This is a genomic window from Pseudomonas sp. FSO-7 (assembly GCF_059579345.1).
The window spans coordinates 565,395-582,081 of the sequence record NZ_CM184193.1; the positions used below are offsets into that span (position 1 = coordinate 565,395).

Annotated in this window: 18 protein-coding genes; 3 read left to right on the forward strand and 15 right to left on the reverse strand. The window is 63.7% G+C overall.

The genetic code is table 11. The annotated features are described in order from the left end of the window. Positions 1–12 precede the first annotated feature (12 nt). The 12 genes from AC515T_RS02460 to AC515T_RS02515 all read right to left on the reverse strand — a co-directional run bounded on the left by AC515T_RS02460 (position 13) and on the right by AC515T_RS02515 (position 10,927). A complete protein-coding gene (locus AC515T_RS02460) occupies positions 13–2,352 on the reverse strand; it encodes an MMPL family transporter (RefSeq protein ID WP_496531306.1) in 2,340 nt (779 codons plus the stop codon). Beyond that, a complete protein-coding gene (locus AC515T_RS02465; protein ID WP_496531307.1) occupies positions 2,336–2,929 on the reverse strand; it encodes an outer membrane lipoprotein carrier protein LolA in 594 nt (197 codons plus the stop codon). The genes AC515T_RS02460 and AC515T_RS02465 overlap by 17 nt, the downstream gene beginning before the upstream one ends. After that, positions 2,926–3,351, reverse strand: a complete 426-nt coding sequence (locus AC515T_RS02470; protein ID WP_496531308.1) for an acyl-CoA thioesterase — start codon at positions 3,349–3,351, stop codon at positions 2,926–2,928. The genes AC515T_RS02465 and AC515T_RS02470 overlap by 4 nt, the downstream gene beginning before the upstream one ends. Next, positions 3,344–4,888, reverse strand: a complete 1,545-nt coding sequence (locus AC515T_RS02475) for an HAL/PAL/TAL family ammonia-lyase (protein ID WP_496531309.1) — start codon at positions 4,886–4,888, stop codon at positions 3,344–3,346. Before AC515T_RS02475 ends, AC515T_RS02470 begins: the two co-directional genes overlap by 8 nt. After that, a complete protein-coding gene (locus AC515T_RS02480) occupies positions 4,869–5,813 on the reverse strand; it encodes a lysophospholipid acyltransferase family protein (protein WP_496531310.1) in 945 nt (314 codons plus the stop codon). Before AC515T_RS02480 ends, AC515T_RS02475 begins: the two co-directional genes overlap by 20 nt. After that, the gene (locus tag AC515T_RS02485; protein ID WP_496531311.1) at positions 5,810–6,544 is read right to left on the reverse strand and encodes a glycosyltransferase family 2 protein; all 735 of its coding nucleotides are present in this window, start codon (positions 6,542–6,544) and stop codon (positions 5,810–5,812) included. Before AC515T_RS02485 ends, AC515T_RS02480 begins: the two co-directional genes overlap by 4 nt. Before the next feature lie 146 nt (positions 6,545–6,690). After that, positions 6,691–8,370: an ApeI family dehydratase gene (locus tag AC515T_RS02490; RefSeq protein ID WP_496531312.1), complete on the reverse strand. Its 1,680-nt coding sequence runs from the start codon at positions 8,368–8,370 to the stop codon at positions 6,691–6,693. After that, positions 8,367–8,912 carry a COG4648 family protein gene (locus AC515T_RS02495; RefSeq protein WP_496531313.1) on the reverse strand — a complete coding sequence of 182 codons (546 nt, stop codon included), beginning with the start codon at positions 8,910–8,912 and terminating at the stop codon, positions 8,367–8,369. The genes AC515T_RS02490 and AC515T_RS02495 overlap by 4 nt, the downstream gene beginning before the upstream one ends. Further along, positions 8,909–9,163 (reverse strand): acyl carrier protein, encoded by a 255-nt coding sequence (locus AC515T_RS02500; RefSeq protein WP_030140951.1) that lies wholly within the window; start codon positions 9,161–9,163, stop codon positions 8,909–8,911. The genes AC515T_RS02495 and AC515T_RS02500 overlap by 4 nt, the downstream gene beginning before the upstream one ends. Positions 9,164–9,172: 9 nt before the next feature. Beyond that, the gene (locus AC515T_RS02505) at positions 9,173–9,433 is read right to left on the reverse strand and encodes a phosphopantetheine-binding protein (protein ID WP_496531314.1); all 261 of its coding nucleotides are present in this window, start codon (positions 9,431–9,433) and stop codon (positions 9,173–9,175) included. After that, positions 9,414–10,223: a lysophospholipid acyltransferase family protein gene (locus AC515T_RS02510; protein WP_496531315.1), complete on the reverse strand. Its 810-nt coding sequence runs from the start codon at positions 10,221–10,223 to the stop codon at positions 9,414–9,416. The genes AC515T_RS02505 and AC515T_RS02510 overlap by 20 nt, the downstream gene beginning before the upstream one ends. After that, on the reverse strand, positions 10,199–10,927 hold the full coding sequence (locus tag AC515T_RS02515) for a beta-ketoacyl synthase chain length factor (RefSeq protein WP_496531316.1): 729 nt from the start codon (positions 10,925–10,927) through the stop codon (positions 10,199–10,201). Before AC515T_RS02515 ends, AC515T_RS02510 begins: the two co-directional genes overlap by 25 nt. 351 nt (positions 10,928–11,278) lie before the next feature. On the opposite strand from AC515T_RS02515, the gene AC515T_RS02520 reads away from it, so the two are divergent. Next, positions 11,279–12,049, forward strand: coding sequence for a ParA family protein (locus AC515T_RS02520; protein ID WP_014336219.1), 771 nt, complete (start codon positions 11,279–11,281; stop codon positions 12,047–12,049). A gap of 120 nt (positions 12,050–12,169) precedes the next feature. Here AC515T_RS02520 and trxC read toward each other — a convergent pair whose 3' ends face one another. Beyond that, the gene (gene trxC / locus AC515T_RS02525; protein WP_496531317.1) at positions 12,170–12,592 is read right to left on the reverse strand and encodes a thioredoxin TrxC; all 423 of its coding nucleotides are present in this window, start codon (positions 12,590–12,592) and stop codon (positions 12,170–12,172) included. A 173-nt stretch (positions 12,593–12,765) separates the two neighbouring features. Then, positions 12,766–13,392 (reverse strand): isochorismate family cysteine hydrolase YcaC, encoded by a 627-nt coding sequence (ycaC, locus tag AC515T_RS02530; RefSeq protein ID WP_018603387.1) that lies wholly within the window; start codon positions 13,390–13,392, stop codon positions 12,766–12,768. Between the two features lie 207 nt (positions 13,393–13,599). Between ycaC and AC515T_RS02535 the strand changes: the two genes are divergently transcribed. Next, the gene (locus AC515T_RS02535; RefSeq protein ID WP_496533064.1) at positions 13,600–14,505 is read left to right on the forward strand and encodes a LysR family transcriptional regulator; all 906 of its coding nucleotides are present in this window, start codon (positions 13,600–13,602) and stop codon (positions 14,503–14,505) included. A 246-nt stretch (positions 14,506–14,751) separates the two neighbouring features. Next, on the forward strand, positions 14,752–15,030 hold the full coding sequence (locus AC515T_RS02540; protein WP_496531318.1) for a hypothetical protein: 279 nt from the start codon (positions 14,752–14,754) through the stop codon (positions 15,028–15,030). 177 nt (positions 15,031–15,207) lie between these two features. Here AC515T_RS02540 and selO read toward each other — a convergent pair whose 3' ends face one another. Then, the gene (selO, locus tag AC515T_RS02545) at positions 15,208–16,671 is read right to left on the reverse strand and encodes a protein adenylyltransferase SelO (protein ID WP_496531319.1); all 1,464 of its coding nucleotides are present in this window, start codon (positions 16,669–16,671) and stop codon (positions 15,208–15,210) included. Between the last annotated feature and the right edge of the window lie 16 nt (positions 16,672–16,687).

The window sequence follows — 16,687 nt, forward strand, 5'->3', positions numbered from 1 at the left end:
GGATATCGTTGGTCATCGTTGGTCTTCTTGAGCAGATATAGGGTGTTCCTGGCGCCCGGCCCACGGCGCCAGCATGAAACTGAAGGCCAGCCCCAGGCTCACCGCCAGGCCGAAGTTACTCACCGCCGGTGTGCTGGATAATGCCAGCAGGCCGAACGACAGCCAGGTGGTGACCGCCGCCAGCAAGGTGCCCAGTAGACTCACGGCGGCACCGCCGATCTGTTCGCGCATCAGGATCGCGTAATCGACACCGATGGCCGTCACCAGCAACAGGCCGAACAGGCTGAACAAGGTCAGTGGCTGCCCCAGCCAGCCGAGGCTCGCCAGGCTGCACAGCGCGGCCAGCAATGGGAGGGCGACGATGCGCAAGGCCGCGCCGACACCGAAGGGCCAGATCAGCAGCAGCACAATCAGTACGCAGGAGGCCAGTTTCAACTCGGCGGCGCTGACCTGCGTGGCGGCGAAGACCCGGTTCAGGTCGCCCAGGCGATCCACCAGTTGAACACCCGGCAGGTCCACGGCTTGCACGCGCAGCAGCGCGGCATCGTTCAAGCCTTGCAGGCTGATCATGGCGGCCACGCCTTGGGCGGTGGTGCCGAGCCAGAGCGTGCGGTACGGTTCGGCCAGGGGGCCGGCCAGCGCGGCATCGATGTCTGTCACTGGCAGGGCCTGCAACTGCGCCAGCTCCGCTTGCAGCGCGGCGACCGGTACGCCCAGGTCCAGCAGTGGTTGCCAGAAGGCCGGCAACCGGGCCAGGGCCTCGCGTACTTTCTGCTGGTCGGCGGGCGGGCTCACCAGTTGGTTCAGCGACAGGTAGCCCTGGAGTTTGTCCAGGGCAATCAACTGGTCCAGGCGCTCGTTGAGGGCGGTCTGGCGCTCCAGCAGTTGGGACTGATCGTCGGCGCGAATCAGGAAGAACTGGCTGGTGGGCTGGAAGCCGGTGATGCGCGCGATGTCGCGGGCTTCGTCGGTGAGGTGCCGGGGCGTGCCGATCCACTGGCGGATGTCGTTTTTCGTGGTCAGGTGCCAGAGGCCGCCGGCGCAAAAGCTCAGCAGCAAAACCAACAGCACCGGCGTGGGCACCCGTGCCAACAACGCTTGACGGATCTGGAGCAGGCATTCGCACAGCCGCAACGGCCATTGGGCCGGACGCAGGTCTGCACCCTTGAGCAGCGCCGGCAACAGGCAGACCGCGGTCAAGTAGGCGCCGACCAGCCCAGCGGCGGAAAATATCGCGATCTGGGTCAGGGCCGGGAACGGTGTCCAGGCCAGGGCCAGGTAGCCGATGCAGGTGGTCGCCAGGCTCAGGCTCAGCCCCGGCAGGGTCAGGCGCAAGGCCGGCCAACTGCGCCATGGCTTGAGGCTCCAGCTCTTGGACAGGTAGTGCAGGGGGTAGTCCACCGCGACGCCGATCAGGCTGGAGCCCAGTACCAGGGTCATCACATGCATGCGCCCGAACAAGGCCACGCACGCCACGGCGCCGAACAGCATGCCCACCAGCACCGGCACGAACGCCAGCCACACGCGCAGGCGTCGGAAGGCCAGCAACAACAGCAGCAGGATGCCGACCGTCGCGCCACCGCCGACCCAGGTGATTTCCCGCGACGCCTGTTGCTGGCCGCTGGCGGCGTACAGCAGGCCGCTGGCCGCCAGCAGTTGCCCCTGGGCCTGGCTCGCCTGGTCGCGGCTGCGTTGCAGCAGCTCGGCCACTTGCAGCGGCAGGTTCATGTCGAAGGCGTTGCCCTGGGCGCGGGCCCGCAGCATCACCCAGCTTTTACCGTCGGCATCGGCGACCAACGCACCGCTGCCGATGTCGAATTTTATCGCGCCGCGTTGGGGCTGGCTGTTCTGGATGCGCCCGGTCAGGCCCAGCCAATCGTCCTGGTTCGGCACCAGACTGAAGCCGCTGAACGGGTCGAACAGGGCCTGCACCCGTTGCTGGATGAACGCCTGGGGCTGCTCGATCAATTGCTGGCGGTCCGTCGCCGAGAGCATCGCCAACCGCCCGTTGAGCAGTTGCGTACGCAGCGCCGGCAAGTCGGCCTGCAGCGTCCACTGCACCTTGTCGAACAGGCCGCTGGCCTGCCATTGCTCGCCCAGGGTTTGTGCCAGGGCGATGGCTTGCTGGCGATCGGTGTGACCGACCAGCACCAGTACCTCACGATTGAGTGGTTCCTGCATGCGCTGTTCGGCGATCAGTTCCAAGGCATCGGGCGACGTGCCCGGCACCAGTTCCATGAGATTGGCCGACAGCGGCGCACCGTTGCGCCATTGCCAGCCGGCGAGCGCAAGCACTGCCAGCAGCAGGATCAGGAACAGTCGAGGCAGCATCCGTTCACTCGGCAAAATCATGTTGCTCCGCTTCGCTCAACGGTTGCGCGCCGGTAGCGTCCTGCATGCGCAGCACGGTGCTGTCGCCCTGGGTTTCCAGCAGTTCGATACGTTGGACCAGTTCGCCGCCGTCAATGTTGATCTGGTTGAAGACCTGCTTGAGCAGCACCGAGCGCGGGGTCAGGGTGAGTTTCCACTGCTGCGGCTCGCCCGACAGGCTCAGCTCGAAATCCCGTTGCAAGCCACTGCTGTCGCCCTGCAATACCGCCAGGAACAGGCGGTTCTGCTCGGCGCCGGCGCTCTTGTTCGGCAGCATCTGCCAGGCATTGCCGTCCCGTCGGGCGATGCCCTGGGCGGTGATGCGGTAATCCTGTTGCAGTGGGGTTTGCAGCAGCCACAGCAGGCCGTGGTTTTTCGCCAGCACGAAGCGGCCCTTGCTGGTCAGGGGCTGGGGCAGGGCGCGCAGGTGTTTTTCCTGGATGAACTGCCCGTGGATCACTTCCGGACGGGCCAGTTGCTCGCTCAACTGTTGCAAGTCGAAGGCCTGGGCCAGCGGCGACAGGCAGCACAGCAATAGCCAAGTGGACAGGCGCTTCATGACAGTTTCCTTTCAACGGCTTCGACAAAGACCCGGGGCGAGGCCAGCAGCATTTCGCGACTGGCGAGGTCCACCGCCACTTGCACCGAGCTGGCGCGGGTCAAGCGCTCACCGGTGGCTGCGTCGCTGATCAGGTAGTTGATCTTCAGCCGGTTTTCCCATTCCACCAGGCTCGCACGCACGGTCAGGGCCTGGCCGAACACGGCACTGCGCACGTAGCGCAATTGCAGGTCGATGACCGGCCACGCATGGCCGGATTCGAGCATGTCGTTGTAGTTGTGGCCGATCAGGTCGAGCAGCGCACAGCGGGCCACTTCCAGGTATTTGACGTAGTGGCCGTGCCAGACCACGTTCATCGAATCGACGTCGAAAAACGGCACCACGATGTGGGTGTCGACGTGCAGAACACCTTGGCTACGCATGCAGCCTCCAGTGTTGTTCGGCGATGCGTTGCAGGCACAGGCGCAGTTCGCCTTCCAGGGCGCGGTCTTCGATGACCGGAGGGAAATCTTCGGCCAGTTGCCGGTGCATGGCGGCCAGGGCCGGCGGCAGCGGCCGCGCGTCTTCGGCGCGGCTGCGCAGCCACACGCCCTGGTTGGCCGCCAGCAAGGTGGCGGCGGCGACCTGTTCGGTCAGCTCCAGCACGCGGATCGCGTCCCGGGCGGCGATGGTGCCCATGCTCACTTTGTCCTGGTTGTGGCACTCGGTGGAGCGCGAGAACACGCTGGCCGGCATGGTGTTTTTCAGGGCTTCGGCGGTCCAGGCGCTGGTGCCGATCTGCACGGCCTTGAAGCCATGGTTGAGCATCGCCCGCTCGGCGCTGGCGCCGGACAGGTTGCTCGGCAGGCCATGGTTGTAGCGTTCGTCCACCAGCAGCGCGAGCTGGCGATCGAGCAAGTCGGCGACGTTGGCCACCAGGTTTTTCAGGCTGTCCATGGCGAAGGCGATATGCCCGCCGTAGAAATGCCCGCCGTGGAGCACGCGCTCGGCTTCGGCGTCGATGATCGGGTTGTCGTTGGCGCTGTTGAGTTCGGTTTCGATGAACGCGCGCAACCAGCCCAGGCTGTCAGCCAATACTCCCAGCACATGGGGGGCGCAGCGCAGGGAATAGCGATCCTGCAGGCGATGCAGCGGCGCGGTCGGGGCATCGATCGCCAGGTCCTTGCGCAGCCACGCGGCGACCTGCATCTGCCCCGGGTGTGGCTTGGCGGCGAACAGGCGTTCGTCGAAATGTTCCGGGTTGCCTTGCAGGGCGACGACGTTCAGCGCGGTGATGCGGGTCGCCAGTTGCAGCAGGTAGTCGGCGCGGGCGAAGGCCAGGCAGGCCAGGCCGGTCATTACGGCGGTGCCGTTCATCAGCGCCAGGGCTTCCTTGGGCCGCAGCACCAGGGGCGTCCAGCCCAGTTCCCGGTGCACGTCGGCGGCCAGGCGGCGTTCGCCACGGAACAGCACTTCCCGTTCACCGGACAGCGTGGCGGCGACGTAGGACAGCGGCGTCAAATCGCCACTGGCGCCCACCGAGCCTTCTTCCGGAATCAGCGGCAGGATGTCGTGTTCGAGAAAGGCCTGGAGGCGCTCCAGCAGTTCTACCCGCACCCCCGACACGCCGTGGCACAGCGACTGCAAACGCGCCGCCAGCACGGCACGGGTGGCCTGGGCATCGAGCAGCTTGCCCAGGCCGCAGCCGTGGAACGTATACAGGTGACGCGGCAGGGCTTCGACGTGGTGCAACGGCACGGCCACCACGCAAGAGTCGCCATAACCGGTGGTCACGCCGTAGATCACGCCTTCCTTGTCCAGCAGGGAATCGAGGAATTGCGCACCCTTGGCAATGCGTTGACGGAACGCCGGATCGTCCTGCAACTGCGTCGGTGCCTGGCGGTTGGCCAGGGCCAACACATCTTCAATGCGCAAGGGGCGTTCGCCGAAGGTTACCGGCTCAAGAGTGGGCATCGTCATCGGTCTTCCAGAAAGGGTAAAAGTTGAACCACTGTTGGGGCCCCTGGAGGCAGTATTGCGCCAGGCGCTCGGCATAGCGGGCGGCCCAGTGGGCGATCACTTGCTCGCGCTCGTTGCGTTTCCACGCTATGGCATCGGCGAAGGGTTCGAGGGTGACGCGATAGCGCCCCTCGTGCTTGAGGCACATCAGCAGGTTGACCGGGCATTTGAGCAGGCCGGCCAGCAGCCAGGGGCCTTGCGGGAATGCCGCCGGGTGCCCCATGAAGTCCACGGTCACGCTGCGCCCGCCGTGCAGCGGTACGCGGTCGCCGGCAATCGCCAGCCACTCGCCGCGCTCCAGGCGCTCGCTCAGCTGCAACATGATCACCGGGTTCAACTCGCTGACCTGGATCAGCCGCAAGTGCGTGGCACCGGCCTCGCCCAGCAAACGGTTGAACTGCTCGGCGTGCTTGGTGTGCACCAGCACGTTCATGGTCACTTTCTCGCCCAGCTCGGCCAGGGCCCGGCACATCTCCAGGTTGCCCAGGTGCGCGCCCACCAGCATTTGCCCGCGGGCATCGCGCAGGTGATTGCGCAGCAACGCCGGGTCGACGATTTCGATCTGGTCGATGCTCAGCTTGCCGTTCCAGACGTCGAGCTTGTCCAGCAGGGAATCGGCGAACGCCATGAACTGCCCGAACACCCGCCAACGGGTCGGGCGCAGTTCGGGGCGGGCGCTCCAATCGGCCAGGCGTTGCTGGTATTGCCAGGCCGCCTGGCGCGCGCTGCGGCCGAAAATGAAAAAGTACAGGACGATGCCGTACAGCACCGGGGTCAGCAAGCGCCGGCCGAGCACCTTGGCGGCCAGTGCCGTGAGTTTCATCAGCCAGAAACTGCCGCGCTCCTGGCGGTCGGCCCAATGTTGCTTGTCTGCCTGCAGGCTCATGTCCGCCACCGTCGCCAGAGAATCAGGGGGAAACGCACGAGCATGCCGAAGAACAACCGGGTGTGCATGCTGGAAATCAGCACGTTGTCGTGGAACAGGCGAAAGTGCGAAACCCCGTCTTGAGGGTAATGGACCCGGGTGTGCAGCCAGCGCATCGGCTGATTGCGCCAGGCCAGGCGCACCAGGATGTCCGAGTCGAAATCCATGCGCTTGCCGATATTGGCCGAGTCGATCAGCGCCAGGGTCGGGGGCAAGGGGTAGACCCGAAAGCCGCACATGGAATCGCGGATTTGCAGGGACAGGCTGTTGATCCAGACCATGACGTGCGTCAGGTAGCGCGCGTACAGACGACCTTTCGGCACGCTGGCGTCGTAGTGTGGATACCCACAGATCACTGCGTCCGGGTGGGCACGGGATTGCTCGATGAAGGTCTTCACGTCGCCCAGATCGTGCTGCCCGTCGGCGTCCACCTGCAAGGCGTGGCTGAAACCCAGCCGCGATGCTTCGCGCAAGCCGGTCATCACTGCGCCACCCTTGCCCTGGTTGATGGCCAGCCTGACCAGATGCACCTGCTCGCCCTCGGCCAGCCGGTCCAGCACGGCGGCACATGCCGCGCTGCTGGCGTCATCCACCAGCACACAGGGCAGGCCGTTGGCGAGCAACGCCTGGACCACCGCCGTGATGGCGGTTTCGTGGTTGTAGACCGGGATGACGGCGCAGGGGTTATGCATGCGGCATGTCTCGGTGGCCAAGGAGCATTATGTGGCGAGGGAGCTTGCTCCCGCTCGAGTGCGAAGCACTCGCTCTTGAAAAACCAGGGGCCGCTTCGCAGCCCAGCGGGAGCAAGCTCCCTCGCCACAGTGATTTGTGCAGGTGCCTAGGCATTGTTTTCCCCCAACACAATCCGCCCACTGGAACAGGCCGCCGTGGCATTGCGATAGGCAAAGTACAGCTTGCCGCGCTCGCGGTCGAAGCGCAGGTGCAGTTGGATCTGATCGCCGGGGCGTACCAGTTGCTGGAACTTCAGCACCTCCATGCCGACGAACCGGGGCGGCAGGTCCAGCAGTTGGCGGCCCAGGCTCAAGGCCCATTCGACCTGCACTACGCCCGGCAATACGGGGGCGGTGGGGAAGTGGCCGCTGAAGTACGCCAGATCTGGCGGCACGACCAGTCGCAGGTTCCACTCACCGTCGGTTTCGACCTGCTCCAGCACGTCGGGGGCTTTGGGGCGTGGTGCCATCAGCAGCGCCTCGACCTCGGCCTGGGGCAGCTTGCCCTGGGCGTTGAGCGGCAACTGCCGCAGCCAACGCCAGCGCCGTGGCAGGGCGAGGGTTTCGCAATGTTCGCTCAGGTGTCGGCGCAAGCCCTCGGTCACGGCGCGTCGACCCTGGTTGCGCAAGGCCCGCAGGCCGGCGTCGCTCAACACCAGCAACGCGCCGAGGGAGGCGCGATTCTCCTGCACCACCCCCAGCCGTGTTTCGCTGACCCAGTCGTGGGCCACCAGCGCCTGTTCGAGCATGGGCAGGGAGATGCGTTTCTCTTCGAGCTTGACGATACGGTCCAGTCGCCCGAGCAGTTCGAAGCGGCCATCTTCGGCGATTCGCGCCGCGTCGGCGGTGTGTTCCACATGCCCGGCGGGCAGATAGGGCGAAGCGATCAGCAAGGCGCCGTCGCGGTCCTGGCTCAGTTCGACGCCGGCAAAGGGCTGCCACAATCCGCCACCCTGGCGCCAGGCGATGCCGCCGGTTTCCGAACTGCCGAAAATTTCCGTCGGCCATTGCCCCAGGCGGCGCTGCAAGCTCTGCGCGGCCTCGGTTGGCAAGGCGCCGCCGGAGGAGAACACCCGGTGCACGCTGCTCAGGGCCGGCCAATCGAGGTTATCGCCCATGCGCTTGAGCAACGCCGGGCTGGCGACCCAGGCGAACGCCGGTTGCTCGCGGCTGGCGCGTTGCAGGTCTTCGGGGAACGCCAATTGCCGGCGCACGAACGGACGCCCGGCGCACAGCGGCCACAGCACCCGGAACAGCAGCCCGTAGATGTGCTGGGTCGCAACGCTGCCGATCATGCAGGCCGGGCCCAGGTCGGCGCCCCACAGGTGTTCCAGGGCGTGGACCTCGTTACTCAACTGCCGCAGGGTTTTCTCGATGCGCTTGGGCTCGCCGCTGGAGCCGGAGGTGCACAGGCTCAGCCAGCAGTGATCGAGGTCCAGTTCGGCGGCGTCCATCGGTGCGTGTTGCAAGCCGTCGGGATGGGTGTCGCCGGGCTGGTCGGTCAGCCACAGGTCGACGTCCGCCGCCCAGCGCTGGCGTGTCTGCGCTTGCAGGTCGGCGGGAAGCAGGACCCGCGCTCCGGCGCGCCAGGCACCGAGCAGGGCGATGGCCAGGTCGGCGGCATCTTCCAGGTGCACCGCCACGTGGCGCACGCCCCGGGCTTGCAGGCCGGCCGCCAGGCGCAACGCCGCGTCACGCAGTTGCGAATGATCCAGCGTCGGATCGACCGTGACGGCGCGTTCCGGTTGAGTCCTGAGCAACATCCGCTCAAGTGTTATCCAATTCATGGGCGGCCTCTTACCCGTTGTCGTATGAGCCATTCAATGGCAAACAGCAGCCCCATCAATCCGTAGGAAATCAGGCCGGTGTACAACATCCACCAGCTCAGCGGCGCCCAGAGGGTCAGGGCGGCGGCAAGCAAACCGTTACACAGGAAAAACACACTCCAGACCACCGTGACCTGACGTGTATACACCACCGCATTGGCCGGCAGCTGCGGTTCGCGCAGGCGGGCCAGGCGTTCGACCATCGGCGGGCCGTATTTCAAGCTCAGTGCGAACAGCACAAGCATGAACGCGCTGATCAGCACCGGGTACCAACGCAGCAGGAGCGGGCTGTCGAACAGCGCGAGCAACACGCAAAACACAATCGCCGTGGTTGCCATCCAACGGCTGCCGGCACCGTCCTTGCCTAGCAACGCCCGAGCCAGCCACAGGCTACCCAGCAGCAGCCCGAACTGCCACGGGGCGAAATGCTCCATGCCGAAATACACCGCGAAGGGGTACAGCAGGCCTGCCAGCAGCAGGCCGAGGCCAATCAGCCGGGTCATGCGGCCGGTTGGACCAGTCGATAGACCGCCTCGACCACGTCATTGACGGTGCGCACCGACTTGAATTCTTCGGCGGCGATTTTCTTGCCGGTCTGGCGCTTGATGTGGTCGATCAGGTCAACCGCATCGATGCTGTCGATTTCCAGGTCCTGGTACAGGTTCGATTCCAGCGTCACGCGCTCGGGGTCCAGTTCGAAGAGCTCGACCAGCGCGTCACGCAGGGTGTTGAAGATGTCGTCACGAGTTTGCATGGTCTGGTCTCAGGCTACGCGTTTTGCAGTGACGAAGGCCGCAAGGCTTGCCACATTGCTGAAATGGTTACGGGTGTCCTTGGCGTCGGCGTCGATCTTGATACCGTATTCTTTCTGGATCGCCAGGCCTAGCTCCAGGGCATCCACCGAGTCCAGGCCCAGGCCTTCGCCGAACAGGGTCTGGTGGTCGCCGATGTCGTCGACTTCAATATCCTCCAGGCCGAGGGCGTCGATGATCAGCTGTTTGATGTCACGGTGCAGATCGCTCATCTTCGGCGAGCTCCTTGATGTAATAGTGGTGCAAAAAATCGTTGAGCCTGCGCGAGGCCTGGGGAGGCGGGCCGAGCGCGGCGAACGCCTGTGGATCTATATCGGCCCCGACATGAAAACTGAAGTGCACGCGGCGCTGGGGAATGCGATACCAGGGTTCAGCCTTGGTCAGGGTCGTGGGGCTGACCTTGATCGTGACGGGCGTGAGGATTTTGGCACCTCGCAGGGCGATGGCCGCGGCCCCCCGATGAAAGGCCGGCACCTGGCCTGGCTGGGTGCGCGTGCCTTCGGGAAACACGATCAGCGTCTGGCCATCTTGCAGGGTATCGCTGGCGGCATCGAGCATGTCCATGCTGCCGTCGTTGCTGATGTACTGGGTTGAACGCAGTGGGCCACGGGTAAAGGGGTTGTCCCACAGGCTTTGCTTGACCACGCAGTTGGCGTTGGGCACCAGCCCGATCAGGAACACCACATCGATCAGCGACGGGTGATTGGCAATGATCATCTGGCCGGGACGTCCGAGTCGTTCGGCGCCATCGATCTGGTAGGTGAGCACGCCGGTGCGGGCCATGAACCGGATAAAGAACCAGAACAACCGCCCGACGGTGCGGCGAGCCCTTTGTCGGTGGGCCTGGGCATCGCCGGGCAGCCAGGCCAGCAACGGAAATACCAGCAAACGCAGGCACAGCCCGCCCAGCCCGAACAGGGCGAAGCTTGCGGCGGTCGCGATCAGGCGCCAGTAATAGGCGTCGCGATGCTTACTGGTCACCGGTTGCGTTGCCAGGTCCATACACGATTCTTCCAGGCATGTTGGCAGGTGGTTTCGTTGTTCAGCAGGGTACGCAACAGGTCCAGGGCATGGGGCCAGTCGCTGCCTGGCAATTGGCCGGCCTGCGCGGACAGGTCCAGTTGCCAGTCGTCGCCCGGGGTCAGCAGCAGGCCCAAGGCATAGGGGAAAGGCACGTCATCGACCCACGGTGCGTAGACCTGCGGCGGTTGTTCTTCGGTGATCACCAGCAACACCGCCGGAGAGCCTTCATTCAACAAGGCGGCGGCCTCCAGCACGCCGTGCTCCAAGCCGTCGCCGGTGGCGGCCAGGGCGGTCATTTCGCTGGTTTCGCCGCGCATGATCGACCACAGGCCGATCACGGCGTTGTGCACCGACAGGCTGAACTGGGTCGGCGACAAGGGCTGGTCGGCCGCCAAGTCCTTGAGAATCTCGAAAGTGCGTGGGGTTTCGCCGTGGCGGGAAATAAAGACCAACGGTAGGTCCGGCCGGCCCTCGGCCAGTGGCCAGCCGACACTGAAGGCCATCCGCGCCAGGCGACTGAGGCGCCGACGCTGCATGGCGGGCAGAAACGATACGTCAGGGGCGGCATCGCTGGCCGGCAATACGACCGGCTGTCGGCTCCAGGCCTGCCAATCGTCCACGCTTTCGAGCCCAGGGGCCCACGCGCGCCATTGGGCGATACTGAAATTGATCACAAAATTCATCCCACCCCTGCGGGCTTTTATTGTCACGGTTCAGTGGTTTGACCCGCGTCCAACCCTGCATGGTCTTGCGACCCAAGTGGCGCGCATTATCCCGGTGCGGTTGGCTTGTAGCAAATACTGGTTACATTTTGCCCAGCAAAATGTACGGGTTGGTCCGCTCGATGTCAGGCTTGGACCATTGTCGCGATCATCGCGAGCCTGTCTGTCGGTTGTTTCTGTCATTCTCTGGGCGAAATTGACGTCTGAAACGTGGGAAAAGCCACTGTTGCTGTAGTCCTTCTACGTAGAAGGTAGCTAAGCGGTGTCGCGGCCTACTACACTCGGGAATCTTTGATACACGGAGGTTTTGACATGCGGCGTGTGGTGTTCAATCAGAAAGGTGGCGTGGGCAAGTCCAGCATCGCCTGTAATCTGGCGGCAGTCAGCGCCAGCGAAGGCTATCGCACGCTGTTGGTGGACCTGGATGCCCAGGCCAATTCCACTCAATACCTGACTGGCCTGACCGGCGATGACATTCCCATGGGCATTGCCGACTTCTTCAAGCAGACCCTGTCGTCGGGGCCTTTCTCGAAAAAGAACAAGGTGGATATCTACGAAACACCCTTCGACAACTTGCACGTCATCACCGCCACGGCGGAGCTGACGGACCTGCAGCCCAAGCTCGAGGCCAAGCACAAGATCAACAAGCTGCGTAAATTGCTCGAAGAGCTGGAGGAGGATTACGACCGGATTTACCTGGACACCCCGCCAGCGTTGAATTTTTATGCGGTTTCAGCGTTGATCGCCGCTGATCGCGTGCTGATCCCTTTCGACTGCGACAGCTTCTCCCGTCAGGCCTTGTACGGCCTGCTGGCGGAAATCGAAGAACTCAAGGACGACCATAACGAAGGCCTGGAAGTCGAAGGCATCGTGGTCAACCAGTTCCAGGCCCGCGCCAGCCTGCCGCAGCAGATTCTCGACGAACTGATCGCCGAAGGCCTGCCGGTATTGCCGGTGTACCTGAGCAGTTCGGTGCGCATGCGCGAATCCCACCAGGCCAGCCTGCCGCTGATCCACCTGGACCCACGGCACAAGCTGACCCAGCAGTTCATGGAGTTGCATAGCTTGCTGGAAAGCGCCTGATTCTGGCCTGTGCAAAACAATGTGGGAGCGAGCTTGCTCGCGATAGCGGTCTGACAGTCGATGCAGTATTGATGGGTACACCGCCATCGCGAGCAAGCTCGCTCCCACATGAGTGCTTTTTCAGATCCCTTGGCTGCGCAACCACCCCATCAACTGCGGCAACGGCAGCGCTCCACTCTGGCGCGCCACCTCCCGGCCATCCTTGAACAGAATGAGGCTGGGGATCGAACGGATCCCCAACTGCGCCGACAACGGCTGGTTGGCCTCGCTGTCGAGCTTGGCCAGCCGGCATTTGCCCGTCAGTTGTGCGGCGGCCTGTTCGAACACCGGTGCGAAGGATTTGCACGGCCCACACCAATCGGCCCACACATCCACCAGTAACGGCAGGTCACCCTTGATCTGGCTGACATAGTCGTCTTGCTTGAGTTCGAACGGTCTGCTCAATAGCACCTGGGCCTTGCAGCGCCCGCACTTGGGCTGGTCGCCCAGGCGTTCGGCGGGTATGCGGTTGAGCCCGTTGCAATGGGGGCAGGGGATCAGCATCAGGTCAGTCTCCAGAAAATCATTGGCACAGATTGAACACTATATAGATACCAGCACAAAAACCTGTGGGAGCGAGCTTGCTCGCGATGGCGGTGTATCAGTCAATATTGCATCGACTGTCAGACCGCTATCGCGAGCAAGCTCGCTCCCACAAGGGTAAATCGGTGTGGCTGTTATTTAGCGTTGGTCAGCGTGTTGTAGCTGGTCATCAGGTTGCGGTAGTCCGGGATGTGGTTGGAGAACAAGGTCGCCAGCCCTTCCACGTCGTTGCGCCAGTCGCGGTGCAGTTCACAGGCCAGGCCGAACCAGGTCATCAGTTGCGCACCGGAGGATGACATGCGGTCCCAGGCCGATTGACGGGTCAGTTCGTTGAACGTGCCGGACGCGTCGGTGACCACGAACACTTCGAAACCTTCGGCCAGGGCCGACAGCGCCGGGAAGGCAACGCAGACTTCAGTGACGACGCCGGCGATGATCAGTTGCTTCTTGCCGGTGGCCTTGATCGCTTTGACGAAATCTTCGTTGTCCCAAGCGTTGATCTGACCAGGGCGAGCGATGTACGGCGCATCCGGGAACAGCGTCTTGAGTTCGGGCATCAACGGGCCGTTGGGGCCGGTTTCGAAGCTGGTGGTGAGGATGGTCGGCAGTTGGAAGTACTTCGCCAGGTCAGCCAGGGCCAGCACGTTGTTCTTGAAGCGGTCCGGATCGATGTCGCGTACCAGGGACAGCAGGCCGGCTTGGTGATCGACCAGCAGAACGGCGGCGTTATCTTTGTCGAGACGGTTGTAGGAAGTAGTCATGGCGTAGCCCTCATTAAGTTTTGGTTGCCGAAGGTTTCGGCGTGGTTAAGGTTTTTAATGGCGGTGTAGCGATTGATCGGTGACTCATCCGGTCGAAGCGCTTCGGCTTCAAACCGTGTTGCGTTTCGATGGGTGTAGATTAAAACTGGCACCTTTGAACCGCTAGACTGCAAAAATCCGCCTTAGCGTTCTATTTGGAGAACGATCATCGAAGACCTCAATACGCTTTACTACTTCACCCAGGTGGTCGAGCACCGTGGGTTCGCCGCCGCGGGCCGGGCGCTGGACATGCCAAAGTCCAAGCTCAGCCGGCGTATCGCCCAGTTGGAAGATCGGCTCGGGGTCCGCTTGCTTCATCGCACCAGCCGCCACTGCACGTTGACCGAGATCGGTCAGGCCTATTACCAGCGCTGCCTGGCAATGCGGGTCGAGGCCGAGAGTGCGGCGGAAGTGATCGAGCGCAACCGTTCCGAGCCCCAGGGGCTGGTGCGCATCAGTTGCCCGACGGCGCTGCTCAACAGTTGGGTCGGGCCGATGCTGACCCGCTACATGCTCAAGTACCCACGGGTGGAGTTGTTCATCGAGAGCACCAACCGCCGGGTCGACTTGATTCATGAAGGGTTCGATATCGCCTTGCGGGTGCGCTTTCCACCGCTGGAAAACACTGACATGGTCATGAAGGTGCTGAGCAACAGCACCCAATGCCTGGTGGGCAGCCCGGCGTTCCTGGAGCGCTTGTCTTCACCGGCCTCCCCGGCGGACCTCAACGGCTTGCCCAGCGTGCACTGGGGCGCGGCGCAGCGGGAATACCAGTGGGAGTTGTTCGGACCGGACGGCACCCGTGCGCTGATCCGCCATGAACCGCGCATGGTCACCGACGACCTGCTGGCCCTGCGTCACGCTGTGCTGGCAGGCATCGGCGTCGCTCACCTGCCCACTGTGGTGGTGCGCGAGGACATCGCGGCCGGCCGGCTGGTGGAACTGGTGCCCGGCTGGACACCCAAGTGCGGGATTGTCCACGCGATCTTTGCCTCACGACGGGGGTTGCTGCCGTCGGTGCGTACGTTGATCGACTTTCTGGCCGAGGAATTCAGCCACAGTGATATGGCGTAGCGTGGAGGCATCCATGCACCGCATTTCCCTTGTGGGAGCGGGCTTGCTCGCGAAGAGGCCGGCACATTCGATAGAGATGCTGTCTGTCAGACCGCCTTCGCGAGCAAGCCCGCTCCCACAGGGACTCACACTCCAGGCTTTCCAAGGACATTTATCAAGGTTGCCATTCATCAGGTGCGCCGCACTGAAAAGGTGTCACGGCCTCAAAAAGACACCACGTACCTGTTTGCAACCCCAGGAGGTCCCATGAGCCATTCTCAAGACCCAACCACGCCCCAGGCAGTGGACAACCCCAATGACGACGGCTTCGTTCTCGGCACCGCCGGCCGCGATGAAGATCCCAACGCCGCTCCGTCCTACGCCATCGACCGCCGCCACGACCGGGATGAGCTGACCCCTGAAGACACTCGCGGCATGCCCGGCTATCCCGAGGAAAAGCCACCTGCCAAACCCAAGGAGAAGGGGGTTGAGGAGGCAGAACCGGGGATCGAGACGCCTGAGCAGGGGAACGATAAGGTTGGATGAACAGGCAGACGGTCTGGGCGGGCGATGAACCACTCAAAGCCAGTCAGAAACGTTGTGGCGAGGGGATTTATCCCCGCTCGGCTGCGAAGCAGTCGTCGCTTTTGAGGTTTTGGGGCTGCTGCGCAGCCCAGCGGGAGCAAGCTCCCTCGCCACAGGGTTATGTGTTTGGCGGGAGGGTTATGACGAACAACTGATCTCCAGATGCTTGCCCCATTCCGGCGGGCGTTGCGCGTAGCTGTCCATGCCCGGTTGTTCTTCGAACGGCTTGCTCAACACGGTGTGCAGGCGGCGGACTTCTTCGTAGTCGCCGGACTCGGCGGCGTCGATGGCTTTCTGGGCCAGGTAGTTGCGCAGCACGTACAGCGGGTTGACGGCGTGCATGCGGGCGCGGCGTTGGTCTTGGTCGACGGGGCCTTCGCGGTTGACGCGGGCGACATAGCGTTCGCCCCAGGCGTCGAAGCCCTTGAGGTCGACGAAGTCATCGCGCAGGGTGGCGACGGCTTGCTCGGGCGCCTGGTCGCCCAGTCGGCGGAAGAACAGGCTGTAGTCGACGCCGCTGTTCTGCATCAATTGCAGCAGGCGCTCCAGCAACTTCTGGTCATCTTCCTCGGCGCAGGTCAGGCCGAGGCGGCGGCGCATCAGGTCCAGGTAATGGGCCTGGTATAGCGGCAAGTACAACCCGAGGGTTTCGCGCAGGGCGTCGACGCTGATGAAGGGCGTCAGGGCCTGGGCCAGGGCGCTGAGGTTCCACTGGCCGATGGGTACCTGGTTGCTGAAGGAGTAGCGGCCCTGGTCATCGGAGTGGTTGCAGATGAAGTTGGCGTCGAAGTCGTCGAGGAAGGCGAACGGCCCGAAGTCGAAGGTGATGCCCAGGATCGACATGTTGTCGGTGTTCATCACGCCGTGGCAGAAACCGTAGGCCTGCCATTTGGCAATCAGCTCGGCGTTGCGCTCGACGATTTCGCGGAACATCGCCAGGTACGGCTCCGGCTGCTCGCGGCACTCGGCAAAATGCAGGTTCAACACGTGCTCGGCAATAGCGGCATGCAGCTCGGGTTTCTTGGTGTAGTAGAAGTATTCGAAATGCCCGAAGCGCACGTGGCTGGGGGCCAGGCGCAGCACCATGGCGGCGCGCTCCTGCTTTTCCCGCCACACAGGGGTGTCCGAGCCGATCACGCACAAGGCGCGGGTGGTGGGGATGCCGAGGGCGTGCAGGGCTTCGGAGGCGAGGAATTCGCGAATCGAGGAGCGCAGCACCGCCCGCCCGTCGCCCATCCGTGAAAACGGCGTCTGGCCGGCGCCCTTGAGGTGCAGGTCCCAGTGCTCGCCGGCCTCGTTGTACACCTCGCCCAGCAGCAGCCCGCGCCCGTCGCCCAATTGCGGGTTGTAATGCCCGAACTGATGCCCGGAATACACCATCGCCCGCGGCTCGGTTTCAGCCCAGAGCTTGTGGCCGCCAAAGATCTCGGCAAACAGCGCTGTCTCGGCTTCTGCCGGGTCGAGGTCCAGCAACGCCATGGCCGCCGGGCTGGCGACCACCAGTCGTGGGTTGTCGATGGGCTCGGGCAGCACGTGGGCCGAAAAACCGTCGCCCAGGCGAGCGAAACGGTTATCGAAGGTCAACGTTTCCAGCGATTTCATGGCCGTCTCCGGCGGG

Coding starts and splice junctions, on each gene's coding strand:
- AC515T_RS02460 (WP_496531306.1), bottom strand. CDS start 2,352: ATGATTTTGCCGAGTGAACGGATGCTGCCTCGACTGTTCCTGATCCTG.
- AC515T_RS02465 (WP_496531307.1), bottom strand. CDS start 2,929: ATGAAGCGCCTGTCCACTTGGCTATTGCTGTGCTGCCTGTCGCCGCTG.
- AC515T_RS02470 (WP_496531308.1), bottom strand. CDS start 3,351: ATGCGTAGCCAAGGTGTTCTGCACGTCGACACCCACATCGTGGTGCCG.
- AC515T_RS02475 (WP_496531309.1), bottom strand. CDS start 4,888: ATGACGATGCCCACTCTTGAGCCGGTAACCTTCGGCGAACGCCCCTTG.
- AC515T_RS02480 (WP_496531310.1), bottom strand. CDS start 5,813: ATGAGCCTGCAGGCAGACAAGCAACATTGGGCCGACCGCCAGGAGCGC.
- AC515T_RS02485 (WP_496531311.1), bottom strand. CDS start 6,544: ATGCATAACCCCTGCGCCGTCATCCCGGTCTACAACCACGAAACCGCC.
- AC515T_RS02490 (WP_496531312.1), bottom strand. CDS start 8,370: ATGAATTGGATAACACTTGAGCGGATGTTGCTCAGGACTCAACCGGAA.
- AC515T_RS02495 (WP_496531313.1), bottom strand. CDS start 8,912: ATGACCCGGCTGATTGGCCTCGGCCTGCTGCTGGCAGGCCTGCTGTAC.
- AC515T_RS02500 (WP_030140951.1), bottom strand. CDS start 9,163: ATGCAAACTCGTGACGACATCTTCAACACCCTGCGTGACGCGCTGGTC.
- AC515T_RS02505 (WP_496531314.1), bottom strand. CDS start 9,433: ATGAGCGATCTGCACCGTGACATCAAACAGCTGATCATCGACGCCCTC.
- AC515T_RS02510 (WP_496531315.1), bottom strand. CDS start 10,223: ATGGACCTGGCAACGCAACCGGTGACCAGTAAGCATCGCGACGCCTAT.
- AC515T_RS02515 (WP_496531316.1), bottom strand. CDS start 10,927: ATGAATTTTGTGATCAATTTCAGTATCGCCCAATGGCGCGCGTGGGCC.
- AC515T_RS02520 (WP_014336219.1), top strand. CDS start 11,279: ATGCGGCGTGTGGTGTTCAATCAGAAAGGTGGCGTGGGCAAGTCCAGC.
- trxC (WP_496531317.1), bottom strand. CDS start 12,592: ATGCTGATCCCCTGCCCCCATTGCAACGGGCTCAACCGCATACCCGCC.
- ycaC (WP_018603387.1), bottom strand. CDS start 13,392: ATGACTACTTCCTACAACCGTCTCGACAAAGATAACGCCGCCGTTCTG.
- AC515T_RS02540 (WP_496531318.1), top strand. CDS start 14,752: ATGAGCCATTCTCAAGACCCAACCACGCCCCAGGCAGTGGACAACCCC.
- selO (WP_496531319.1), bottom strand. CDS start 16,671: ATGAAATCGCTGGAAACGTTGACCTTCGATAACCGTTTCGCTCGCCTG.